At 69.1% G+C, this 24,629-nt stretch carries 18 protein-coding genes; 11 read left to right on the top strand and 7 right to left on the bottom strand.

The window, feature by feature from the left end; all coding sequences use genetic code 11:
* Positions 1-10 precede the first annotated feature (10 nt).
* The 8 genes from GFH29_RS12270 to GFH29_RS12235 all read left to right on the top strand — a co-directional run bounded on the left by GFH29_RS12270 (position 11) and on the right by GFH29_RS12235 (position 11,260).
* Complete coding sequence (locus GFH29_RS12270) at positions 11-805, top strand: hypothetical protein (protein WP_153324018.1); 795 nt, start codon at positions 11-13, stop codon at positions 803-805.
* Positions 802-2,793, top strand: a complete 1,992-nt coding sequence (locus GFH29_RS12265; protein ID WP_153324015.1) for a type IV secretion system protein — start codon at positions 802-804, stop codon at positions 2,791-2,793. The genes GFH29_RS12270 and GFH29_RS12265 overlap by 4 nt, the downstream gene beginning before the upstream one ends.
* A 64-nt stretch (positions 2,794-2,857) precedes the next feature.
* On the top strand, positions 2,858-4,363 hold the full coding sequence (locus GFH29_RS12260; RefSeq protein WP_153324014.1) for an SCO6880 family protein: 1,506 nt from the start codon (positions 2,858-2,860) through the stop codon (positions 4,361-4,363).
* Between the two features lie 47 nt (positions 4,364-4,410).
* The gene (locus GFH29_RS12255) at positions 4,411-5,907 is read left to right on the top strand and encodes an ATP-binding protein (RefSeq protein WP_228387460.1); all 1,497 of its coding nucleotides are present in this window, start codon (positions 4,411-4,413) and stop codon (positions 5,905-5,907) included.
* Positions 5,908-5,928: 21 nt separating this feature from the next.
* Complete coding sequence (locus tag GFH29_RS12250; RefSeq protein ID WP_153324010.1) at positions 5,929-8,424, top strand: M23 family metallopeptidase; 2,496 nt, start codon at positions 5,929-5,931, stop codon at positions 8,422-8,424.
* A gap of 27 nt (positions 8,425-8,451) precedes the next feature.
* Positions 8,452-9,090, top strand: coding sequence for a hypothetical protein (locus tag GFH29_RS12245; protein WP_194289552.1), 639 nt, complete (start codon positions 8,452-8,454; stop codon positions 9,088-9,090).
* Positions 9,087-10,565, top strand: coding sequence for a type IV secretory system conjugative DNA transfer family protein (locus tag GFH29_RS12240; RefSeq protein WP_153324007.1), 1,479 nt, complete (start codon positions 9,087-9,089; stop codon positions 10,563-10,565). The genes GFH29_RS12245 and GFH29_RS12240 overlap by 4 nt, the downstream gene beginning before the upstream one ends.
* Complete coding sequence (locus GFH29_RS12235) at positions 10,562-11,260, top strand: hypothetical protein (protein ID WP_228387459.1); 699 nt, start codon at positions 10,562-10,564, stop codon at positions 11,258-11,260. Before GFH29_RS12240 ends, GFH29_RS12235 begins: the two co-directional genes overlap by 4 nt.
* Before the next feature lie 63 nt (positions 11,261-11,323).
* Here the strand turns inward: GFH29_RS12235 and GFH29_RS20915 are convergent, their stop codons facing one another.
* From GFH29_RS20915 to GFH29_RS12220, 3 genes are all read right to left on the bottom strand, one after another.
* Positions 11,324-11,617, bottom strand: a complete 294-nt coding sequence (locus tag GFH29_RS20915) for an HNH endonuclease (RefSeq protein ID WP_416224785.1) — start codon at positions 11,615-11,617, stop codon at positions 11,324-11,326.
* 844 nt (positions 11,618-12,461) lie between these two features.
* Positions 12,462-13,445 carry an O-methyltransferase gene (locus GFH29_RS12225; RefSeq protein WP_153324003.1) on the bottom strand — a complete coding sequence of 328 codons (984 nt, stop codon included), beginning with the start codon at positions 13,443-13,445 and terminating at the stop codon, positions 12,462-12,464.
* 1 nt (position 13,446) lies between these two features.
* Positions 13,447-14,925 (bottom strand): ATP-binding protein, encoded by a 1,479-nt coding sequence (locus tag GFH29_RS12220; protein WP_194289058.1) that lies wholly within the window; start codon positions 14,923-14,925, stop codon positions 13,447-13,449.
* 95 nt (positions 14,926-15,020) lie between these two features.
* On the opposite strand from GFH29_RS12220, the gene GFH29_RS12215 reads away from it, so the two are divergent.
* Positions 15,021-16,352 carry a DNA cytosine methyltransferase gene (locus tag GFH29_RS12215; RefSeq protein WP_194289057.1) on the top strand — a complete coding sequence of 444 codons (1,332 nt, stop codon included), beginning with the start codon at positions 15,021-15,023 and terminating at the stop codon, positions 16,350-16,352.
* A 31-nt stretch (positions 16,353-16,383) separates the two neighbouring features.
* On the opposite strand, the gene GFH29_RS12210 is transcribed toward GFH29_RS12215, so the two are convergent.
* The 3 genes from GFH29_RS12210 to mobF form a co-directional block, all read right to left on the bottom strand.
* On the bottom strand, positions 16,384-16,587 hold the full coding sequence (locus tag GFH29_RS12210; protein ID WP_153323997.1) for a hypothetical protein: 204 nt from the start codon (positions 16,585-16,587) through the stop codon (positions 16,384-16,386).
* A gap of 110 nt (positions 16,588-16,697) precedes the next feature.
* Positions 16,698-16,931 carry a hypothetical protein gene (locus GFH29_RS12205; protein WP_153323995.1) on the bottom strand — a complete coding sequence of 78 codons (234 nt, stop codon included), beginning with the start codon at positions 16,929-16,931 and terminating at the stop codon, positions 16,698-16,700.
* 330 nt (positions 16,932-17,261) lie between these two features.
* Positions 17,262-23,183 carry a MobF family relaxase gene (mobF, locus tag GFH29_RS12200; protein ID WP_153323993.1) on the bottom strand — a complete coding sequence of 1,974 codons (5,922 nt, stop codon included), beginning with the start codon at positions 23,181-23,183 and terminating at the stop codon, positions 17,262-17,264.
* Between the two features lie 303 nt (positions 23,184-23,486).
* Here mobF and GFH29_RS12195 point away from each other — a divergent pair, with 303 nt between their 5' ends.
* Both GFH29_RS12195 and GFH29_RS12190 read left to right on the top strand, forming a co-directional pair.
* On the top strand, positions 23,487-23,834 hold the full coding sequence (locus GFH29_RS12195; protein WP_153323991.1) for a hypothetical protein: 348 nt from the start codon (positions 23,487-23,489) through the stop codon (positions 23,832-23,834).
* Between the two features lie 235 nt (positions 23,835-24,069).
* A complete protein-coding gene (locus tag GFH29_RS12190; RefSeq protein ID WP_153323989.1) occupies positions 24,070-24,258 on the top strand; it encodes a hypothetical protein in 189 nt (62 codons plus the stop codon).
* Here GFH29_RS12190 and GFH29_RS12185 read toward each other — a convergent pair.
* Positions 24,255-24,413, bottom strand: coding sequence for a hypothetical protein (locus GFH29_RS12185; protein WP_153323987.1), 159 nt, complete (start codon positions 24,411-24,413; stop codon positions 24,255-24,257). The genes GFH29_RS12190 and GFH29_RS12185 overlap by 4 nt on opposite strands.
* Positions 24,414-24,629: the final 216 nt, after the last annotated feature.

Raw genomic sequence — 24,629 nt, 5'->3', positions numbered from 1 at the left:
GCGCAACGCGATGAGGAACCGGATCGACGACTCGATGGGCGACGCCCGCACCACCCTGCTGCGCGTGGGAGTCCTGGTGGCGATCGCCGCTCTCGTGGCGACCGCCGTTTGGCTCGGCGCGCGCGGCCGGACTGATGACAACGGCGGCACCGACAAGACCACCGAGGACTCATCGCAGACCGGCCAGCAGGGGCGGAACGACGTGGTCGATCGGCTCGCTCCGGAGATCGCACCCGCAGACGGCGTCGTGATCCCGACCGGCGCTGACCATGTCGACGGCTATCCGACCCGGTTCCCCCAGACCGACCTGGGCGCGGTCGCGCTGCAGGTCGAGGTCGCCAGGGCACAGGTCGGGTTCGACTACGACCGAGCCGCCGCCATCGCCGGCCTGTACGCCAAACCCGAGGACAAAGCCGTCTTCGAGCAGCGCGCCCGCGATGCTGTCGCGCTGCGCCGCCAGCAGGCCGACGTTCCGAAGGAGGGGGAGGCCCCCCCTCCCGCGACGTACGCCGTGACGCCGCTGGCCTACACCCTCGAGGAGCTCGACACCGGCTACTACGCGGTGAACCTGCTCAGCTACGTCACCCTCACGACCACCAACGGCAAGGTCAGCGACGGCCTCTACGCCGGCACCCAACTCATGCGGTGGCTCGAGGTCGACGGCGTAGGTGACTGGCGCCTGGTCCAGGGCAGCACCGCAGACGTGGAGCACCTGGTTTCCACCGGACAGCCCAAGGCGGTCGCGCCGGGCACCGGGGAGTACAAGCAGGCCGGCTGGATCCCGATCAGCGGAGCACCCCAGTGAGCACCGCCGACCTCTTTCACCGGGTGAGCCGGCTGGGCATCGGCGCCCTGGCGGTCCTGGTCCTCACCACGCTTCCCGGAGCCGCCACGACCATCCAACCGCCAGCCGTCGCAGCCGAGCCGGTGACCAGCACGGCAGCCAGCAAAGCGCAGGTCTCCACGGTCGAGACCACCAGCCAGCTGCCGGCCCGCCCCCACACGATGGGCTGCCTTGGCCCCGACGAGCTGTGCGACCTCGGCGGCGACGCTCTGGAGTGCGCGGAGGACCCGCTGAAGTGCGGCAAGGATGCGGCCGGGGCCGTCAAGGACGAGATCGCGGGCCAGATCGAGGGCGTCCAGGAGTGCCTCGACGACCCCAGCCTCACTGGGTGCGCTAGAGGAGTCGGGGGAGTGGCGGCGGGAGTTAGTGGGTGCGGGCTGCTCGACGCGGTCTGCGACGGGCTCCGCGGCGATCTTCCGGGCGCGCCCGGCATCCCCGGTCTCGCCAGCCCCGCTGACCTCTTCGGCGCCGCCATCCCCGGCCTCGGTGACATCCCCAACCCGTTCGAGGCCATCGGCGACGTCATCGCCAAGGCGGCGGCCGACGCCTGGACCGCGGCCATGCTCGCGGTCTGGAACTCCGGCCTGTTCGTGCTGCGCATCGTGCTCACGTTCTCCGAGCTGTTCTTGACCCCCGACCTGAGCGCCGACGGACCCGGCAAGGACGTCTACGCCTTCACCCTCTGGCTCGCGCTCGCCCTGGTGGTCATCCTCGCGATGATCCAGCTCGGCGCCGCGGCCTTCAAACGCGAAGGCAAGGGCCTCGCCCGGGCGCTCATCGGCGCCGGCCAGTTCGTCCTGGTGTGCGCCTGCTGGTTCGGCTACTGCGTGATGATCGTCGCCGCGTGCGGCGCCATCACCAAGGCGCTGATGAAGTCGCTGCTCAAGGTGCAGACCTGGCCCGACTGGGACCCCCTGGGCGGCCTCGGCATCGACGACATCACCGACGCCAGCGTGGCTACCGCGCTCGCCTTCCTCGGCATCTTCTTGTGGCTGGCCGCGATCGGACACGTGCTGGTCTACCTCGCCCGCGCGGCCTCACTGCTGGTGCTCACCGCCACCGGCCCGCTCTCGGCGGCCGGGCTCGTCTCCGACTTCGCTCGATCCTGGTTCTGGAAGTCGCTGCGCTGGTTCCACGCCGCAGCGTTCACCCCGGCGTTGATGGTGATCGTGCTGGGCATCGGTGTGCAGTTCGCCAATGGCGTCGCTGCCCACCTCGCCGACGGCACGGCCAAGGCGTTCGGCACGGCCCTGCCGGCGGTGATGACGATCCTGATCAGCGTCGTCGCGCCGCTGGCGCTGTTCAAGCTCCTCGCCTTCGTCGACCCCGGCACCCCCAGCGGCGCGTCGTTCCGGCAGGGCATGGCCGCCCAGGGCGGCCTCCAGGGTCTGCTCGGCGGCGGTGCCGGCGGCGGATCGTCGGCCGCGTCGACCACCGACGGCAACGGACGCTCGTCGGGTGAGCAGAGCGCCGAGGCCTCGACCGGCGACCGATTCAACAAGTCCACTCAGGGCGTTCTCGGCAGCTTCGGTCCGGTCGGACAGGCGTTCGCTGTCGGGCTCGGGATGGTCAGCGGCGCCGGTGCGAAGGCCACGTCCTTGATGTCGGACGAGACCAACCAGGCCGGTGTCGGGCAGAGCACCTACGGCCCCGATTTCAGCGGGCTGGGTGGCCGCCAATCCGGAGGCCAGTCGGGCGACCAGAGCGGCGGCACGCAACCGGGCTCGCCGGGCGACGGTGACGACGACTCGCCGCGGCCGGCCCCGCCTGCTCCGCCCATCCCGCCGACGTTGCCCACCGGCGGCGGACCCGGCGGCGGCTCCGGCGGGCCAGGCAGCGGTGGCGCCGGAGCGGCTCCCAAGACCCCGGCCGCTGGCGGCGGGGGAGCGGCTGGAGGTGCCGGCGGTGCCGGCGCAGCCGGCGGCGCGATCCCCCCGGTGGCGGTGTAGCCGTTACGCCGCAGGACCTGCCCCACCCCCGATCGACATCTGGTGAGTCGAAAGGAAACCGACGATGACCATCTATGCCGACTACCAGCGAGACCGCATCGGCTGGTTCTTCGGGCTCTCCGGAGGCCAGTTGATCTTCCTGGCGCTGGCTAGCCTGCCGGCGTTCTGGGCGATCAGCCGCGCAGCGTGGTTCTCCGCGTTCCTGTTCGCCCTGGTCTGGCTGTTCCTGCTGGCCATCACCGTGATCCCGGTCCGGGGCCGCTCGGCCACCGGCTGGGTGTTCGCCTCGACGATGTACGCCGGCGGCGGGCTGCTCGGCTGGACCTCGTTCCGTGCCAGGGCCAGCGTGGGGCGCGCCGAGGACCTTGACACCCCGGACCTTCCCGGGGTGCTGCAGGGCATCAAGATCCACGACGGCCCGCCGCACGGCTCCCAGTTGCAGCGGGTCGGAGTGATCCACGATGACGCCACGAGGAGCTGGGCAGTCACTGCCTCGCTCGTCCACCCCGGCATCGGCATGAAGGACACCGAGGAGCGGGGCCGCTACGGCGAGGCGCTGGCCGGGCTGCTCGACGTGGCCGGCCGCACCGAGAAGATTGACGAGATCCTGTTCATGGTTCGCACCGTCCCCGAGGACGGCGCCGAGCGTGATCTGTGGGTCAACAAGCACCGCCGCGCCCATGCCCCCCAGCTGTCCGCGGTCGTCAACAGCGACCTCGCGGTGGGCCTCACCCAGGCGTCGGTTCGCACCGAGCAGTTCGTGACAATCGTCGTGCCGGAGACACGCATCGTCCGATCCGCCAAGGAGTCCGGAGGTGGCTTCGAGGGCCGCTGCCGCGAGCTCTACCTGCTCATGGCCGAGATCGAGGCCCAGCTGCGGGGCCCGATGGGGATGACATCGGTTCGCTGGCTCACCTCGCCGGAACTCGCCCTGGCGTCCCGGACCGGGTTCGCCCCAGGCGACCGCGCCGGCATCGTCGAGGCCCTCGCCATGCGGGAGAAGGACCCGAGCATGAACGCCGACGTCCCGTGGGCGCTGGCCGGGCCCTCGGGCGCCGACGCGACGGTGCGGCACTACAGCCACGACGCGTGGAACTCGATCAGCGCCACCATCAAGCTCCCGACCCGCGGCGTGGCGATGGGCGCCCTGGCGCCGATCCTCACCCCGAGTGAGTCCGATGAGCGACGCTCGTTCGTCGTCGCCTTCCCGATCGTGCCCCAGTCCAGGGCCGACCGACAGTCCGGCAACGCCGAGTGGGCCGCAGACCTGGCCGAGGGAATGAACGAGAAGCTCGGCCGCAAGACCCGCGCCAAGCAGCGCGACGAGGCCCACAAGGCCCGCGGCCTGGACGCCAAACTGGCCCACGGCAACGCGCTGGTCCGGCCGTACGCGGTCTGCACGGTCACGGTTCCCAAGACGCTGCGGATCACCGAGTTCGGCCGCCGCCTGGACGCCTCGATCCGACGCGCCGGGTTCGCGCCGCTGCGGCTCGACCTGGCCCAGGACGTCGGTTTCGCGGCCTCGACCATCCCTGTTGGGACGAGCCTGACCCGAAGCGGAGACGCCTGATGCCCACCACCCGCCCGAACCGCGGCGGTGCCGAGCAAGGCAGGGACATGGCCGCCCTGCTTTCCGATTTCGGCCACGACCTGCCCACGATCCCCACCCTCGCCCCGCAGGCCAAGGAGTCCCGGATCTTCAAGTACGCACCGCGCCGCGGCACAGCGCGTCGCGGCCGCGGCTGGGCCCCCGCCACGGCCCCGGCGCAGGCCTGGCGGATGACCAGCGACCAGGCACCGGTGTTCTGGCCGTTCGTGTCCGCGCCGTCCCTGCCCCCGACCGGGGCACAGATGGGCGTCGACCAGCTCTCCGGCGGATCGTTCTACTGCGACCCCTTCGGCTGGGTGCTGCGCGACGACGTACCGGCGACCAACCCGAACATCTTCCAGTTCGCCAAGCCCGGCACCGGCAAGTCCGGCACCACCAAGGCGTTCTGCACCCGGATGATGTCCTTCGGCTACCGCACCCTGGTCCTGGGCGACCCCAAGGACGAGTACGAGTCGCTGTGCCGCGCGCTCGGCGTCGAGCCGTTCGTGATCGGACCAGGCCTGCCGGCCCGAATCAACCCCCTCGCTATGGGTCCCCTCGGTTACGACTGGGAGAAGCTCTCGGCCGAGGAGGCCCGTCGGCGCACGACGATCATCTTCAAGCGGTGGCTGATCCTAGTCCGCGGCCTGGTCGGCAGCATGAAGATCGACGACGAGCGCCGCGTGCCGTTCGGGCCCGACGAGAGCGACGTCGTCCGCAACGCCTTGGCGATACTCACCGGCTACGCCGCCGGCAACTCGATCCTCGAGGAGACCACCATCCCGCGGCTGTGGCACCTGCTGCGCAGCCCCACCGAAGAGCTCGTCCGGGCGTGTGAATACGGAAACACCCGCCAGTTCCTCGACGAGACCCGTCTCCTGCGCAATGCCCTCGGCGTCCTGGTCACCGGCACCCTGGCCGGCCTCTTCGACGACTTCACCAACGTCGAGGTCGACTGGCGCGCCCCGATCCAGTCGTTCAGCCTCTCCCGGCTCGACGGCCTCGGGGACGAGGCGGTTGGCATCGCGCTGCTGTGCATGAACTCCTGGGGCCGCGGACTGCGCGAGATCGCCGAGCCAGGCGACCTGCGCATCGTCGTGCGCGACGAGGTCTGGAAGCAGATGCGCCTCGGCGTCTCCGCGGTGATGAGCTTCGACGCCGACCTGCGGCTCTCCCGCGGCATGGCCGGCAAGGTCGGCGACATCCAATTCGCGAACCTCCACAAGCCCTCCGATCTGCTCTCGGTCGGCGACGCCGACTCCCAGGCCGCGATGATCGCCAAGGACCTCCTCGAGCTGGCCGACATCAAGATCCTCGGCGGCCAGAAGCCACGCGTCGCCCGTGAGCTCGACTCGATGCTCGGGTTCGGTCCGATCGCCCAAGAGCTCGTTTCGGGGTGGGCGATGCAGGACAAAGGCCGGGCGCTGTGGTGCGTCGGAGACGCGACCTACAAGGTCCAGACAGTGCTCCACCCGCTGGAGAAGGAGCTCTACTACACCAACGACGCCATCGCGGCCGCCGGCTGAAGCGCTCGGGACTGACCTGTCGTGAAGAAGCTGCTGCTCGCCGGACTGCCGGTCCTACTCGCCTCCATGACCATGCCGTTCGTCGTGACCCTGATGGTGGTCATGACCACGACCGCGGCCGCCGAGTGCCGCACCCAGACCAGCGAGACCGCACCCACCAAGCACGGCGACCCCGGCGTTATCGGCGACCCAGTGGGCGGCCCATTCAGGGCCAAGACCACCCTGGCGCAGGCCAATATCCCGCGCCGCTCCGACCACCACTGGACCGCCGCCCGCGTCGCCAGGAGCGGTGCCGAGCGTGCCCCCACGACCGCGGCCACCAGTGACGGGGTGGTGAACGCCGCCCAAAACACAACGACCTCGGCCGGAAAACCGCCGACCGGCGACGTGCTCGCCCAGTTGATGCGACTGCGCTTCGCCTCCAGCTACCCGACCCTGACCACCGAGCAGGCCCGCAACGCGATCACCATCGCCCAGGTTGCCCGCGACCTCCAGGTTCCCCGCTACGGGCTACAGATCGCGATCGCTACCGCGGTCCAGGAGTCCAAGCTGGTCAACCTCATCGGCGGCGACCGAGACTCCGGCGGCCTGTTCCAGCAACGTCCCTCGACCGGCTGGGGAAGCCGTGCCGAGGTCACCAACCCCGTCCTCGCCGCTCGCGCCTTCTTCGGCGAAGCCCAGCACACCGGCAACCCCGGACTGCTCGACATCCCCGGGTGGCAGGCCATGCCGCTGAGCCAGGCCGCGCAGGCTGTGCAGCGCTCCGCCTTCCCCGACGCCTACGCCCGCTGGGAGGACGTCGCGGGCGACATCACCGACCTGCTCGGCCGTGACCTGCCCGACCTGCCAGACGTCGAGGGCGCGGGCCCGAACGCGAGCAACTGCCAGGACACCGTCGGTGCGATCACCGTCGGAACTTTGAACATCCTCGGCGCCGGTCACACCGACAACCAGCCGGGCGGCGGAAACGAGAAGGCCGGGTACGCGACCTGGGACAAACGGCTGCCCGGGGCACTCAGCGCGATCGAGACCGCCGGCGTCACCATCGCCGGCCTCCAGGAGGTCCACGGCCCCCAGGCCAAGGCCCTGGCTGACCGCTATTCGGCCATGTGGGGCATGTACCCGGCCGTCGGCACCACCCAGAACAAGGTGATCTGGGACCGCGGCAGCTGGGAGATGACCGACTCGCGCCTCGTCCAGATCCCGTACTTCCACGGCAAGGACGTCGCGATGCCACTCGTTCAGCTGACGGGTGCTGCCGACAGCGTCAACGCCGGACAGGTCATCTGGGTCTGGAGCATCCACAACCCGGCCAACACGCACGGGAACGCCGCCGGGCACCGCAAGGAGGCGCTGCGCCGCCAGCTGGCCACCATGACCGACCTGGCCGGCGCCGGCACCCCGGCGGTGATCCTGGGCGACTTCAACGACGGCAAGGACGGCCAGAGCTCCTCGCACTGCGTCCTCACCCCCGAACTGAGCAACGCCTTCGGGGGATCAGCGGAGCCCTGCAAGAAGCCCAAGAACCACGCGCCCATCGACCACATCTACGGCGCCAACCTCACCTGGGCCAACGCCGAAGTCGACAACAGCACCCAAGCCAACAAGATCGCCGACCACCCACTCGTGCTCGCCACCACCGCCGGCAGCAGCGCGGGCTGCGCGGTCGCGACGGAGACCAACTACAACCTCGGCCCGGTCAAGCCGCAGCTCACGCAACTGGTCAACATCCTCGGCCCGATGTTCGACATCAAGACCGTCGGCGGTTACCGCGAGAGCGCCACCGACCCCCACGGTCACCCGGCCGGCCTGGCGGCCGACTTCATGGTCCCCCTGACGCCCGCCGGCAAAGCCCAAGGGGACGCGCTCGTGGGGTACGCCCAGACCCACGCCCGCGAGCTCGGGATTGACTACATCATCTGGCACCAGCGCATCTGGTCGGTCGCGCGAACCGACGAGGGCTGGCGACGGATGGAGGACCGGGGCTCGGCCACCCAGAACCACATGGATCACCCGCACATCAATGTGCTCCCCAACGCCCAGGTCTCCCTGGTCGGCCTCGAGGGCGCATCCTGCGACGAAGTGGTCTACCCGGTTCCGGCGCAATACATCGGCACCGATAGCCACAACTGGCACGACACCGGCCGCTACTGGACCAAGTGGCACACCGGAACCGACTTCTCCGCCCCGTGCGGCACGACCGTCTACGCCGCCCACACCGGCACCATCGAGATCGACACCCGCCAGGGCTGGGCCGGCCCACAGCTGGTCAAGGTCACGAGCGGCGCCGGGTCCCTGACCACCTGGTACGCCCACATGCAGAACGTCACCGCCAGCCGCGGCCAGACAGTCGCCGCCGGCGAGCCGATCGGCCAGGTCGGCAAGCAGGGCAACTCCTCGGGGTGCCACCTCCACTTCGAGGTCCACCTCGAGAACGGCTCCATCTACGGACCCGACAACGTCGACCCCTCGAGCTGGCTAGCGGAAAACGCCTCGAAGCCGCATCGGTCTGCGTGATCGCTGCCGGGCCCTCCCGAGAGATAGGTGACCAGCCAGCACTACGACCACGAGGCGGATCCAATGCAGCGAGAGCGACGCCGCGACCCCTACCCCTGGACCTGGGAGATCCCCGTAGCCGTGGCCCTGGCGGCCCTGTTCGTCATCGTCATCGGCTTCCAGTTGGGCCGCTCCGTCGCGAACCTGGTTGCCGGCGCCGGCTGGACCTGGCCCGACGCCAACGCCGGCGCGTTCCCCTCGCCGATCGGGACCGCCTTCTGGACCAGCCTTCCCGGCGTGCTCGGCGGGCACGCTGACGCCGGCCTGCCTACACCGACACCGGACGGCCTGGCTGGCCGAGGCCTGGTGTGGGTGAGCCTCGCGATGACCGAGGCTGCGCTGCTGACCATCACCATCTGGGCTGGCGCCCGGGCCTACCAGCGCTGGGGCCCGGGACGCATGCGCGGCATGGCCACCGCCGCAGATGCCGAGAAGATCCTGGGCGTCACTCGGCTGCGCAAGGTCGCCGGGATCGTGCGGCCCGACCTATACGGCAAGCACGCCTCCGCTACCGCGGCACCCGTTCAGCGCACCGCCGGCGACCTTGCCGAACAGACCGGGCCGCAGCTCGGCCGCGGGCTCAGCCCGTGGCTCCTGAACGGTCGCCGGAGGAAGGGGGAGCGATGAAACTGCGGTTCAATTCGTGGGACGTGGGCTGGCGGATCGGGGACGCGCACGAGCCGCGTGGCGGTGAGCTGTGGGTGCCGTGGGACCGCACCGCCGGGGTGATCGGTCCGCAGGGCTCCGGCAAGACCCTTGACTTGCTCACCCCGGCGTTGCTCGGTGCCCCGGGCGCTGCTCTGGTGACGCTGACGAAGGTCGAGGACCTGCTGCTCAGCCTCACCGAACGCTCCCGAGACGACCGGCCGTGCGTGGTGCTCGACCCGTTCGGGCTGGCCGAGGGCGTCGTCGACGAGCTCATCTGGGACCCGATCGCCGGGTGCGTGGACCCCAAGATCGCCGAGCGGCGAGCCAAGGCCTTCACGGCCGGCACCGTTAAGGGTGCGATCACCGGCGGCACCGGGGACGACGCCGCCCGGTTCTACGCAGCGGAGTCGGCGAAGGTGCTGCAGGGCTACTTCCACGCCGCGGCCCTGACCGGAAAGAACCTCGAGAACGTCCTGCAGTGGGTCGCGAACCCGACCGCGGCCACCCAGCCGATGGAGATCCTGCGCCGGCACCCGCACGCCGAGCCGTTCTGGCACGGCCTGCTGCACGGTGCGCTTAACGGCGACGACCGCACCGCCGGCAACACGATCACCACGGTGCAGCAGGCGGTGTCCCTGTTCTTCCAGGCCGACATTCGCCGCCGCTGCGTGCCCAGCCACGGGCACCCGGTCACAGACCTGGCCGACGTGATCCGTCGACGCGGCACCATCTACCTCCTAGGCCGCGAGGACCCCTACGCATCGGCCAGCCCGCTGATGACTGCGGTGGCCGAACATGTCTTGGATACCGGGCTGATGCTGGCCAACGACTCACCGTGGGGAGGCCGACTGTGCCCGCCCCTGGTCTCGGTGCTCGACGAGCTGCCCTCTACCGCGCCGTTGCCGACCCTGCGCACCCGGATGGCCAACGAGCGTGCCCTGGGCCTGTCGTTCATCTGGGCCGCCCAGACCCGGCCCCAGCTGACCAGCATCTTCGGCGAGCACGAGTCCCGGGCGTTGCTCGGCCTCACCAACACCCTGGTGATGTTCGGCGGCTCCAAGGACGTCGCGTTCAACCAGGAGATCTCCGACCTGCTCGGAACTGTCCGCATTGGCCGGGTCACGCACTCCACCGGTGGCTTCAACGGGGGGAGCCGCAACTTCTCCGGTGACGACATCCCCATCATGCGGCCCGAGGAGGTCCGTCAACTCGCCGAGCGGCGGGCCTTGGTGATCGCTGAGAACGGCAAGCCGATCATCGCCAAGCTGCACCGCTGCGTGGAGGCCAAGGCCGGCGAACGGCTCCTGGCCGACCAGCGCGCCCTGCGCGCACGCCTCACCAACGACCGCCGCATGGTCATCACCCCCGAGGCCCGGGCGACCGCCGCCCTAGTTGAGGCACGCCGCCTCGGCTTCGTCGAAGACCAGACCGAACCGACAAGGAGCGAGCTGTGACGACCGAACAGGCCCGACGAGCCGCGCCCAGCCCGATGGTGTTCCCGTTCCCCGTGCCCGGAGAGCAGGTCCGGCTGGCCTACCGCGAGCTCCACATCGCCATCAACGGCACTGAGGAGCAGAAGAAGGCCTTGGGCAACCAGGCCCTGCTGCCCCGCCCCTGGGAGCCGACGACGTGCTCCGGCCACGAGCTTCGACATCAGCTGTGGGAATGGTTCGAGGGCGTCGTGATCTGGCTCAACCGCGAATACACCTGGGACGTCGCCGGACTCATCCCCAGCTGCTGGCCGCTGCACCCGCACCTTGTCCACGAGCTCGCGGTGCTGGCCGATCAGCGTCGTCGTGCCGGGCTCGCGATGACCAGCGACGCGCTCGAGGAGTGGCACCGCTACTGCCTGCCGGCATTCACTGACCGCGTGCGCCACCGGCTACGGGCGCATTGCGACGATGAGCACACGAGCTGGCCCGCCAAGCCCCGACACAACGAGCACCTGGGCGATGCCAGCACCCAGCGGCGTGAGAACGCTTTTGCCCACGACGTCGACGCGCTGCCCGTCAACAGAGGGGCCTACGAGCAGCCCGGACCGGTCGGTCGACCGCGCCTGGTCGAGGTCGACCTAGACACCGGCGAGATTAAGGACGACCCGCTCGGCTCGCAGCCGCGCACCCGAACCGAGAGGGGTCCCCGTATCTGATGCGGCAATCGCGGCGGAATGGGACACTTAGGCGGGCGATCTGCGCGTTCGATCCACCCTGCTTCAGGGCAGCCATCCCTTGCGGACAGGCGAGAACGAAGGACGGCGCCACTCGACTACGAGCTTGTCCTTCTTCGCGTAGTTGCATGGCGCACAGGCTGGGACGATGTTCCCAACGCCGTGAGTGCCACCCCGAACCAGAGGGATCACGTGCTCACGCTGGAGTTCCCTCGTGTCATCGCCGCAGTAGGCGCATGAGCGCCGGTAGTAGTTGAGAAGACGTCTCCAGTCTCTCTCGGAGAAAACAAAACTCGCGGCGCGGATCCGAGCTCTCCGCTTGAGTCGGATAGCTCGCATCCGCTCTGGATTGTCCTGCTGGTACTGCTTGGCGTACGCGCGCCGGCTCTCCGCCTCGTTCGCGTAGCGCGCTCGGTCTCGCGCCGCACCAGACTCTCGGCGTCGTATGTCGGATGCTGCGGTCTTACACTTGCGTGAGCAGTACTTCGCATGGGGACGCTTGCCGACCATCGCCACGCCGCAGTTCTCACATGGTCGCTCGGCATCGACACTGTCCCACTTCGCCGCCACGCGGCGAGCGTTGAGGCGTGCGTTGTTGCAGGCGACGGAGCAAGCGAGAGCACTAGACTTTTTGCCTTCCATGCTGCCGCCGCACCAGGCACACACCCGAGCGTCATCTTGCCCCCCGAGTCCGGTCGCCACCATCGAATCGTGGCATGGTTCGAGTGCACTGACGAGCGAGGCTCGGCACACAAGCCACCCTGGCTGGCCTACTGCGAGCGGCGCTCGCTGCGGCGTGAGGCGGCTCCATGCGGGAGCGTGTAGGTACGCGACAGATATCCGCGGCGGCGCGGGAGGTCATACTCCGGGAGAAGTTCACTTACACGCAGGAGCAGGTCCTTCGGTCCGTGCGGTCGGGGCTCACGGTCGTGTCTAGGCCGGCTGAATTTCACGCCCGCACATCGGGCCGAAGCCGTGTGACGCGGTTCTGGACCAGATATGCAGTCCTCACTGTGGCCGCCGCGTTACGATCTCGCTTCACCTAGCGCATGGCGGATGATTATTCGACTACGCGACGCGTCGATGGTCGCGTCCAAATGCGGATTCTCTATCCGAACAACCCAGTTCGTAACAGGTTGTTTGGAGTCAGGGCCAGCCCGATGCCCAGCAGATTGCCTGAGCCCTACCGAGCACCAGCCCTGTAACGGTAGATCGAACGGAAGTTCTCGATGTCCTGCTTACTCACGCCCGAGACCGTGGGAGGTTGAGGCTTCACGTCCGCCGGCGCCTCTGGGTCCTCATCTACGCCACCAGGCTCCGGGTCGAGGTCGGGCAACTCGGTTGCCTCCTCGGCCTCGCCTCCAGCAAGACTCCTGAGCAGGTATTCCATCTCACGCTCAGTCAGGAAGGGCACCTCGATCTCAAGTGGGTCCTCCCCATCAAAGCGGATGAACTCAAGGTGCTCGAAGTGACAGTGCTCGACCTGGCGCGTCATCTCATCGTCGACAATCAAGCCTCCCCAGGTGTGCATGAGCGAGCCGTCCGCGTACTGAATGTCGAACAACTGAAGAAAGGGCCGTCCGTGAGCTTCGCGGCAAGCGGTTGAGGCGTGCTGAGAGAGGATCCTCTTCTGCTCTCTCGCCGCCCCGGAGCGCTTCATGTCCTTCGGAGTGAGCTCCTGGTCGACTAGGTCGCCGAGCTTCTCCCTGAGATTGGGCAGACGGTCAGCGAGAACCGAGCTGATCCCACCGTTGATGGTGACTAGCAACATGCTTCCCGGGCGAGCCGTTCGAACGACGTAGTCGACGTCTCGCAGAATGTTGGTCGTTAGCTGATCTGTGTAGTCCAGCCAGACGATGGCCCGTCGACTGTCCCAGTCGACGTCGGGGAGCCTGTCGCGAGACTCACCCATGAGTAGTCGAATCGACTCATAGGGCATGTTGAATCGGAAGCGCGACTCCTTGGGCTTGTTCCGCTCGATGCTTGTCATTGGTTGGACGCCGAGGGCGATGTGAAACTCGATGAAGTCGATGAACTCCAGGCCGCCGAAGCCGACGTACTGGTACTGGTCCAGCCGCTCAATCGCTGGCAGGCGGCGGCACGCGTCGACGACCATCCTCCGCTGGGCCGCCTTGGCTGGGCGGAAGTCATAGGAACGGACGGTCACGTCAGTGGACCTCAGCATCGAGGAAGTAGGCGAACGTCTGACGCCCCACCTCGGATCCGCTCGAGGTGCCTAGGACGACCGAGACGCGCTCGAAGTCTTCAAGGTCGACCTCGTACTGGATCCGCTTGAAGTCAGGGGGAGGAGGCGGGGCGGCACGCTTCTTGAGTGGCTCGGGCGGGGTCACCATTTTGGGAGAGTCCGGGAGGTCACGAAGCGGCACGTTGTCGGTTTCGTCGAATGCAGCGAGGAGTTGGGGCTTCGCGGGAGGTGCCTCCACTCCACGCGCTTCCACTTCACGGACGTCTGCGAGGTAGTTGCGCCGCGCCTTGACCTGCTTGTTGATGGCAGCCTGAACCTCTACGAGGGTTGATTTCATGGCGCTAGCCACGCTGCGGAACACGGTTGAATCGCGGTCAACGGCTGTCTTCGTCGTATTCCATGGAAGCAGTGACGCGTCGTCCGCGCTGAGATAGACGTACCCCCGGAAGAGGCGATACTGCGGGTGAAATGCGGCGGCCGGGTTTCCCCAACCGGTGACCGAGCTAGTGTCGGCGACCATCAGAAGCCGGTCGTTGCAGAACAGGTACCAGCCCGCGTCGCTCGGGTCTTGGAAACTCTCCGCGTCGCCGAGGTCGACCTCGTCGCCGTCGCGCTTGGTCTCGCCCTGGATGGTTCCGGCAAAGATCTCTACTCGGACCTTGCCGTCCTTCTCGGGAACTGCGACATCGAAAGTGCGTCGAATGGGCGAGATGAGTTCCGACTGCTGCAACGTGGGGCGCGTTCCTGTCTGCGCCCGTCCGTTTACAGTGAGCGTCAGGCCACGATCAAGTGACTCTTGGTGGCGAAGGCGTAACTCGCGCTTTAGGTCGTCGATGATCGACCCATCTTTGAAGTCATCGGCGACACTCAAGTGGAGCTTCCTGACAACAATCGTGGATCCTGCCTCGACATCGGCGCCGAGAGTGGTCGCCTCCTCGTGTGGGCCGAGGGTGAACGACCAGTCGTCCTTTTTCTCCCACTCCCGCACGTCCACCTTCATGGTGAAACGACTGTCTCCGCGCGCCAGGGTGTCCGTCTTGATCTTCTTGTACGCCGACGTGACCTCGAACTCGTCGCCGATCTTGAAGATGGCGCGCTTCATGCCTACACCGAACTGACCGACGGACTTCGGCACGCCTTGAAACTCACGCGCCCTGCCGAAGCGGAACGCGTACTGGCGCGCGACGTCGATGTCGATGCCGCCGGAGTTGTCCTGGATACGGAACTCCGTGGGACTGACATTCACGTTCACCCACTGACCGGCCAGGTTGCCGTCTGGGTGTAGGCGACGTGCTGCGTCGATGCTGTTGTCGGCGAGATCAACGATCGCGGGGAGAAGTTCGATGTCCTTGATGAGCATCTCGATGAAGAAGCGCTTCTCTGCCTTCGCTTCGACCCTAGATCCCTGGTCTTCGGTCCCGGAGACGTTGTCCTCAGTCATGGCGGGAATCATGCCTGAGTGACGGTTTGGCCGGGGCGAAATCCGTTGTCTGGCCTCGACGTGCGATCCGGGAGGAAGTGTGCGATCGTCAACCCGTGACGTACGACCCCGCCCCGCTGCGCCGCCCGCTGGCTGTGGATCTGTTCTCGGGCGTCGGTGGCTTGGCCCTGGGCTTCGAGCAGGCGGGGTTCGACGTAGTCGCGGCTGTGGAGTACGACCCGGTACACGCGACCACCCACCTGTTCAACTTCCCCCAGACTGAGATCCTGTGCCGGGACATTGGGCTAGTGACCGCTGATCAGGTGCGGGCAGCGGCTCGGAAGGGCTTCGCACGAGTGCGCCCCGATGAGAAGTGGGACGGTCGCCTCGACGCGCTGATCGGTGGGCCACCGTGCCAGGGGTTTTCGTCGGGCGGCAAGCGCGAGGACGGTGACGCGCGCAACGAGCTCCTGGGCCACTTCGTTCGGCTGGTCGAGGAGTTGCGTCCAGCGACGTTCTGTCTCGAGAACGTGAACGGCCTACTCGAGAGCAAGTTCGATGTGGTGCGCGAAGGCGCCTTCAAGAGGCTCCGTGCCGCCGGTTACGCGCTCTCTGGGACCGACTCCGCTGTCGACGCAGTCAACTTCGGGGTCCCACAAGGACGCAAGCGCGTCCTCGTCCTGGGGACCCTCGGTGACCGCCCGCCCGGGCGTCCCGCTCAGGTTTCCGGGTCTATTACTGTCGAGCAGGCTCTGAGCGGTCTGCCTGACCCATCGACGTACGACGTTCTTCTGCAGTCCGACGAAGCCACATTGTCGGACGTGGATCTCCTGGCGCGATCAGCGTCCCAGTCGGCCTACGCGCGCAGGTTGGCAGGTCTCGATTCTGATGTGCTGGACCTGTCGTACGAGCGAGCTTGGGACCCGGGCCTGCTTACGTCGTCTCGCCGCACCATTCACCAGGCGGAGGTCGTGAAGAGGTTCGGCGAGACACTCCCCGGCACGGTCGAGCCGATCAGTCGGTTCTACCGCCTCCCTCTCGACGGGCCGTCCCGGACGCTCAGAGCGGGAACTGGCTCAGAGCGGGGTTCGCACACTTCGCCGCGCCCCATCCACCCAACGGAGCCGAGGGTTATCACCGCCCGGGAGGCGGCGAGGCTCCACGGGTACCCCGACTGGTTCCGGTTCCACACGACGAACTGGCACGCGCACCGGCAGATCGGTAACAGCGTTCCACCGCCTCTGGCGCGCGCGGCGGCACAAGCCCTCATCGACGCGCTCCACGTCGAGCCTGCTCGGCCGGGGGCCGTCGAGGCGTCAGACTCTTCGCTCCTGTCGCTGTCGCCTCGGGGCTCCGAGCTCCGACTGATGGACGTCGTCGTCGAGCAACTGCCCAAGAAGCGACGGCGACCGGTTTCATCGGAGGACGCCGAACAATCGGCTTCATAGCCGGTCCGGCGGGACCGGAAACGCGGTTCGCCTACCGGTGCCGCCGTCCGACTACGCCGGTCGTATCTTCAAGCCCGGCATAGTCGATGAGGGCCGAGCGGACTACGTCCGCGGCCGTCCCTCCGTTCTCGGCAGCCTTCGCGAGCGCGGCCTCCCAGATGATGTCGTCAGACACCCGGACGGCGCGCACCTTCGTCGCGGACTGGTCGCCCTTGCGCGTATCGGGCTTGGTCATGCCCCAATCATCCCAGAGCGTCCCCGCAGTGGTCCGCGCTGATCCAAGCCCAGCCGCTGAGGTCGTAGAGCGGGGTTCCGTCGGCCGTCTCACCTGCCCGGGGGAAGTCGTCAGCAGGCTCCTCGGAGTCGATGACCGAGCAGACGAGTCGGTCGCCGACCTCGGTGGTAGCCCCAGGTCCCGTTCGGGTCGTTGCAGCGCCAGGCGTCGAGGAAGGCGCCGAAGGCCTCGGCGGTAGCCAGCGGCCGAAGCCAGCCGTTCCAGCGGTCGTCGAGGACGCGCTCTGGCCTGGGTGCGAGTTCGGGCGTGATGTTCTCGGGGGCGCTGTCGAGGTAGACGTCCATCGGTCCATCCTTCGTAGCAGTGACTTGTAGAAGAGGATCAGTTCGCGTTCGCGCCGTTCGGCGCTGCGCGAGCATGGGAGCGGGCACGGTCCGCCCGTTTGCTCGTGCTCAGGCCACTTCGGCGTTCTCTCGCGCACGTAGGAAACGAAAACTGCCTGCCAGACTCACGACACAGCACGGTCACTTCCGGTGCCGACATCACGCGGTCTATTCGCTCCCGTCCGAAATGGTAGGCGGATTGCTGATCCGGCTTTTTTGGGGCGGTTCCACCCCCCTCGTTCCACTTCACTTGCGTCATAGTGGGCGGTGCGCCCCGGTTCGTCGCCCGGCTCATCGCCGACTGGTCGGTGGCATGCGGCGATCCGTGGGCGGACTCGGCCAGGGATAGCGCTCTCCTTCGGGCTGGCGGGTCGCGGGATTATCGAGCGGCGGGGTTGCGTCGATTGGCATCCCTAGACGGGAGACGATCCGGTAGCGGAGGTCGCGTGCGGGGCTGTCGCCCAGGGGTGTCTCGGTGACGATCGCGCGGGTGGAGGCGACGACGTCGTGACCGTGCTCGTGGGCCCGCTGCAGCATCGCTGCGGTGGCCGGCCAGTCGCCCTGGTCGAGCAGGCGCGGGTCGAGCTCGCGGGCCAGCGGTGCCCACCGCTCGGCGGGCGTCTTGTCGGCCGCGGCCGCGAGCCGGGCGCGCACCTGGCTACTCGTGTGCAGCTCGGCCAGGGCCGCCTTCCGGGGGTCGGCGTCCCACGTCTTGACCGCGTCCCGCAGGTCCCGGCGGGCCTCCAGGTGGGGAAGTTGCAGCCGTGCCCGCGCCTGGGAGACGCCCAGCTCCCAGGCCCGGCTAGGACGTGCCGAGATGACCCGCATGGCGGCCACCCTTGCCTGCTCGGCGCCGAGGTTGTCGAGCCGTTCGGTGAGGAGCTGGTCGCCCAAGGACCGGAAGGCGGGTTGGCCGCTGGCCACCGCGGCGCTGAGCGCGGCCGGGCCGCGCTGAGCGAGCAGGTCGGCGGGGTCGAGTCCGTCGGGGAACCGGGCGTAGCCGGGGTCCATGCCGTGCGGGGTGAGCATCCAGAAGTCGCGCTCGGCGGCGACCTGGCCCGCGAGATCGGGGTCGGTGGCCACGATCGGGTCGCGGCCCACGGCGGCCAGTTGGGCGGCCTGCTCCTTGGTCAGGGACGTGCCGAGCGGGGCAACGCCGAGGTAGAGGCCGGCGCTGGCGATCGTGACGGCGACCGTGTCCGTCGGGCCCTCGACGATCACCGGGACGGCGCCCTCGGCGAGTAGTTCGTCGACGACGCCGAACAGTTGCGCGCCCTTGTGGAACAGGGGGGTGTCGGCGGTGTTGAGGTACTTGGGTCCGGCCTTGTCGTCGTCGGTGATGTCTGGGCGTCGGCGGCCGACGAAGCCGAGCACCTCGCCGTGGTGGGTCACCGGGAACATCACGCGGTCGCGGAATCGGTCGATGAGGCGGCCGGTGCTGGCCTCCACAGCGACGCCGGTGGCGAGCATCTCGGTGTCGCTGACGCCGCGGCCGCGCAGGTGGTCGACCAGGTTGGTCCACCCGGCCGGAGCCTGACCGGGGCGGAACCGCTCGTCGCCGGCGAGGTCGACGCCGAACCGGCCGGTGAGGTAGTCGCGACCCCAGGAGTCGGTGAACCGGGCCTCGAAGAAGGCCTGGGTGAGTTCGTTGATCTCGACCATGCGCCCACGCGTAACGGGGGAGGAGCGCCACTCCTCGGCCCGCTGGCACATGAGCCGGATGTCGGCCTCGGTGGGCCCCAGTCGGGTGCCTCCGAGGTCGCGGAGGTAGGCGGCCAGCGTCAGGTCGCTCTCGGCGTACTGGTCCTCGTCCGCGTCGACCTGGTCCTCCTCGAGCACGTCGATCTGCTGCTCGTCGACCGTGTCGATGGGAGGCTCGAGGTCGGTGCTGGGGTCCTCGGGAGGCGGCCAGAGGGCGCCGTCGGGCTGGTCGACGAACACCGACTCCTTCGGCTCGATGCCCTCCCACATGTCTGCGGGCGGGTCCTCGAAGTGGTACTCGTGCGTCTGCTCGTCGGGAGTGGTTTTCAGGGAGATCGAGGTCCGACAGACCAGCGTCTGGCACTCGTCGATGTCATCCCCGCCGTCGCTAGGCAGCGCCCGGCTGGCGCCGAGCAGGGCCTCGACCTGCCAGCCGCGCTGCAGGGCGTGGTCGACGTTGGTGACCAGTGCGGGCCACCAGGTACTGGCCTGAATGTTCGCGGCCCGCTCGGGACCGAAGAGGTCCGCGAGCCCCGGAGCCCAGTCGGTGGTGACGTTCTCGCCGTGGGGGCCGTCGCCGATCTGGGCGGCGGCCGCGGGTGTGAGGTGCCGGGCCATGCGCCACCACAGCGCGGCTGAGGCGTGCTCGTCGGGCAGCGGGCCCGACGGATGGTCGGGTGCGGCGGCGGTGCGCAGCAGCTCGTGGGCCGTGACGCCGGCACGCGACATCGCGGCCAGTCGCTCGGCCAGGAGCGGGGTGAACTCGTCGCCGCGGACCTGAGGAGCGATCGAGTAGAGCAGCCGGCCCCATTCCGCGAGCGCCGGCGTGTGGTCACCGCTCACGGCCCGGTTGAGGCGCCGCTGCCACGTCGCTGACGCCTTCTGCAGCTGCGGTGCGCCGGTCGGTCGCCGGTCGTCGACGGGGACCTGCATGGCTGCGCGCCAGACCTCGACGTCGGCCACCGTGGCGGCCTCGGGGCGGAGCCCGTTCTGCGCCCACACCGGCAGCGCGGACTGCTCGCCGGCGCGGGTGTGGACCTGCTCGGCGAGCTGCTCGACCAGGTGCGCGCGCTGGGAGAGGTAGGCACCCCAGTGCGGGTCCTCGGCCAGACGCACCGGGATCCCGGGCATCCACGGCAGCGGGCCGGCGCCCGCGTTGCGCATCCCCGAGGCGTCGAGGCGCCAGTCCAGGACCGCGGCCCGGTCGCGTGCGCTCTCCAGCTCCCGATCACTGGCGGCGGCGCGGAGCGCTTCGACGGGGTTCTCGCCAGCCGCGCCGAGGAGCAGCAGATGGGCGCGCAGGGTCGGCCAGGCGGCCTCATCCGACAACCCAGGGGCCAGTGACTCGACGGCGATGTCCAGCGCGTCCACCACGTTGACCGTGGTGCCGTCGACGCCGGTCGTGGACTGGTGGCGTAACAGGTCCTCGGCCGCGACGTAGAGGCCGTCGAGGTAGCGCTGGGAGGCCTCACCGAGCCGGGTGGCCGGGTCGGCGTGCTCGCGGATCAGGCTGGTTGCGGACCGCTGCGCGTCGTCGCGGGCCAGCATCGACTCGAGGATGTCGGTGGGGGTGAGCGGCTGGACCAAGGTCGGGTGGATCACCGAGTGCGGGTCGCCGTCACCGACAACCTCGAGGTACACGTGGTTGGCGTGCGCTCCCCGGGTCATCATCGTGTAGAGCTGCTGGCGCGACTCGGTGCCGGTGGCCAGGGCGTGCATCGTGTCGGTGGTGACGCCCTGGGCGGTGTGCACGGTGCACGCGTAGCCGAGCTCGGTGGCCTTGGCGACATAGTCACTTCGCAGTCGCACGGTGCGGCCGTGCTGGGTGTGCTGGACGCTCAGGTCGCCGCCGTCGTGGATCACCAGGACGATCCAGCGGTCACCGTTCTTCACCCAGTCGGTGGCCGAGGTGCGCAGCCGGCGGTCGTTCTCGCGGGTGATGATCAGCTCGCCGAGCGACGCCTCGTTGCCGTCGGCGAGCCGCCGCACCGGTCCGCTGCTGGCGGCCTCGGCCGGACCGATCCCGTCCAGGCGGTGAGCGCGGGCCCGCCGGTTCAGGTCGCTGACCAGGTCGCGGGTCGGGGCGAGCATGATCGAGTCCCGGCCGGCGGCGCGGTCGGCCTGCCAGGCGGCGAAGACCTCCTCGGTCATGGTCGTTAGGTCGCCGACGTGAACTCGGTCGCGGTCGAGGTAGAAGCCGAGCGCCTCGCTCTTGCCCGCGCGCAGGGCCAGCGACGCTGCGCCCTCGGCGGGGTCGGTGAACCGGACGAGCTCGCCCAGCTGCAGCGCGCCGCGGGTGGCTCGGATGTCGCGCAGCACGCCGCCGGCGCCGATCGCGGAGAGCTGCTGGTCATCACCGATCAGGCGAACGCTGCCACCGCGCTCGAGGATGTAGGAGACCGCGGCGTCCAGGGAAAGGGTGTCGGCCATGCCGGCCTCGTCGATCACCACGAGCGTCGAGGAGTCGATGCCGGCCACCCAGTCCGGCATCGCCGTGCCGGTCTGCCTGGCCTGTTCAAGGGAGTGCGTGAGCTTGGCCAGGGTGTCGGTCAGGGTGCCGCTCTGGGAGCCCATGGAGATGCGGAGGGCGTCCGCGGCCGCCGCCGAGGGAGCCAGGCCGATGATGGTGCCGCCGCCGTCGCTCCACGCGCTGGCCAGGGCGCGCATCGCCGTGGTCTTGCCCGATCCGGCGGGGGCGATCGCCAACTGGAGCCTGGCGCCCGAGGTGGCCATCTCGCGCACCAGCGTGGCCTGTCCGGCGTTGAGGGTGATGCCGTTGGCGGTCGACTCCAGCAGCGCCAGGTCGACCGAGGACGCCTCGACGGCGTACCCGTCATGGCGGCCGGCGGCGTGGACCAGGCGCTGCTCGGCCGCCAGCACCCTGCGTGAGGTGAACAGGTCGGCCCCGGCCTGGGTGTAGACCGAGGACCCGTCCGCGCGGCGCAGCTCGACCGGCTCGCTGATGGTGTCCCAGGGGCGGGCCATGCTCACCGAGCGGCCCTCAAGGACCTCGCTGACCAGCAGGTCGACCACCCCGGAGACCTGGTTGGTGGGCACGTCGGCGGCCCGGATCTGCCGCTGGGCCTCTGCGTAGACGTGCCAGTACTGCCACGTGCTCCGGCCGCCCTCCATCGTCGCCACGATGCGGTCGGTGGTCTTGGCGAACCAAGCCGCGTCGGCGGCGGAGCGGGCCGCACCCGTCGGGTTGAGGGCGCCGTGCACCATCTGCTTGACCCGATGCGGGGTGCCGAGCACCTCGACCGCCTCGCGGTGCCAGGCCTCGCGCTGCTCGGCCAGCGAGCGGGGCTCGTGCTTGGCCTCGCGGGTCTCCAGCGTCGCCTGCTGGGACAGCTGGATGGTCTCGACCGGGGTCGGCGGGCGGCCGTGGGCAGACTGGAACGTGGCCGCGAGGACCTTGCGGCGGTCCTCGACGTCGAGGCGGCGCTTGGAGAAGCGGCGATTCAGCGCAGGGTCGACGCCGACGATCTCACGCACCGACCGCTTGCGGGCGTCCTCGTTCGGGCGCTCCTCGAACCGGACGCCGAGGGCGTCGACCAGGTGCCGCTCGAGCGCGGTGTTGTAGGTCTCCGAGGCCGAGACGACCGCCTTGTGCAGCGGCCGACCGTCGATGGCCAGCCACGTGCCATCGAGGGTCTGGACCTTGTTGGCCACGGCAACGTGCGTGTGCAGGTCGGGGTCGCCGGCCCGGGAGTCCCGGTGGGTGAACGCGGTGGCGACCAGGCCACGGACGTCGACCTGGCGAACGCCGTTGGTGCCCCGGCGAGTGAACAGTGCGCTGGATTCGATGAAGTCCAGCGCGTCCTTGAGCGCTGCCTGGTGTGCCCGCTCGATCACCGCGGCGGTCCGCGGGTCGGAGATCGCCCACAGCACCGAGACGCTCTTGACCGGTGAGAAGGTCAGGTCGTAGCCGGCAACCGCGTTGGTCTTGGGCCGGGAGTGCTTCGCGATCGTCGCGGCGAGCTCGCGGGCATCGCCGGGGTCGCGGCCGTGCTCGGCACGGAAGAACTCCGCAGCCACCTCGGTGCGGATCTTGGCCCGTTCGGCCGCGGGAACCGACCAGTCCCCAGACAGGCCGGAGGACTGGTTGAGGGCCGCTATGCGTTTGGCGACCTCGACCCGGAACGGGCTGATGTCGCCGGCGTAGACCTTGTACGGGGTGCCGAGCCGGACCGCGGTCTTGTAGTCCGAACTGGTCGGCCGCCGGGCCTCATCGCTGCCGGTCCGCTGGTCCAGCTCCTTGGTCCGCTGGGTGGCCAGCGGGTGGTGGCCGGAGCCGAACAGGCTCTGCATGTGATCGGCGGTGACGACGTCGCCGGCAGAGAGTCCCTCGATGCTCGCCAGGCCCGAGCCGACCCACGCGCCGGGGGACTCGCCCTTCTCGGTGTAGTAGCTCGCCAGGCCGGTGTGGCCCTTGTCGGTGGCGTCCATCGCTGCGACCTGGCGGGTCAAGTAGTCGTACCCCGACCCCGCCGTCAGCTTGTGGAGGCTCATCGTCACGGTCACCTACCCGCGCTTGTGCGCGCCAGGCGATCACTCCTGGGCGGATACCTACCCCTGTTCCTTCTGTTCGGCGAACCGAGAATGCAAGAGGTGTGTGGCACATGGGAGCTCGCGGAAATCTGGGGGGACGCTGAGGGGCGTGGGGGAGGGCTGGGGCGTCGGGGTCGGATCGGGTGGACTGGATGGATCGAGGGAGCGGGTCTTGAAGGTCTCTAGGGTTATGTGATCGCTCGGGGTCCGGAAAATGGCGTAGGTGGACTGTCAAAGTCCATGTCGACACGAGTGAGGACCTGGATGAGCCAGCAGACGATCAGGCAGCGGGCACGGCACACAGCACGGGAGATGGCCGAGAAGCGGCGCAAGGAGAGCGAGGAACGGGAGCGCCGGGTGATCGACCTGGCCGAGCGAGTCATGATCGCGATCGGTGAGCGCGACGCGGCGGTGGCCGAGACCGAGAAGCGAGCCGGCGAGGCGCTGCGGAAGTTGACGGAGCACGAAGGCCTGTCCTTGGGTGAGGCTGTGGCGTGGTGTGGCGAGGCGATGACGGTGCGCGAGGCGACGCGGCTGCGGCGGCTCGCCAGGGAGCGTCAGACCGACGACGGCAGCGAGCAGGGCGGCGAGCGTGACGGCGCGAGCTCCTGAGGGTCGGCACGAGCGCGTCTTCGACCGCCTCGATGGTCGACGGCGGGCAGTTCGTGCTTCTTGTTGAAGTTCTTGTGGGTCCGCGGGTGCTCATGCCGCCTAGCCAACAGGCGAGGCCACGGGGCTCGCGGCGCGGGCGGGTGCTCGCTTGCCGCCTGCTCAATGCGCGGTCGGCGACCGCTTCTACGATCTGGCCATGCGTGCGACGGACGGAACCGGACAGCAGGGGCACACTGTGCCCCGCCACGTTTGGGTGGCGCCGGACGGCCGTTGGGAGGCTGCACTCCCCGGCGTACTGCTCGACTGGCGCAAGGTCGGTGAGAGCTGGGAGGCCCTGGTGATGTGGGGATCCCGCGGCGGCAACGTCGCGAGCGCCGGGCACGCGCAGTGGCTGTCGGCGGACAGGGTCCGCAAGGTCGGCTAATCCTGCTCGACGCGGATGTAGATCAGCTGCTCGCCGTCACGGACCTCAGCCCGGGCAACTGCCCAGCAGCCGTCGTAGTCGTCGCGCTCGATCTCCAGCTCGCGGCCCTCGGTGAGGGTCTCGCCGGCGGCGCGGTACGTCGCGATCATCTTCACCCTGTCGAGGCTAGGCGCCCACGCCGACGCGCTTGCGCGCGGTGCGCGCGGTGCGTGGCCGCCGTCTCAGCAAGGCATGGGTGGCCGCGATGGCGTCACGGGGTGGGGGCGCCACCGCGGCCGAGGTGGACCATACCGGCCCCTCAGCCTTCGCCATAACGGTCCCGACTGGCACTGCGACGGAACCGAGCCCCCGCAACTGACCGGGCCCACCCG

The organism is Nocardioides sp. dk884 (genome assembly GCF_009557055.1).
Classification (GTDB): domain Bacteria; phylum Actinomycetota; class Actinomycetes; order Propionibacteriales; family Nocardioidaceae; genus Nocardioides.
This window is presented reverse-complemented; position numbering and strand designations above follow the sequence as displayed.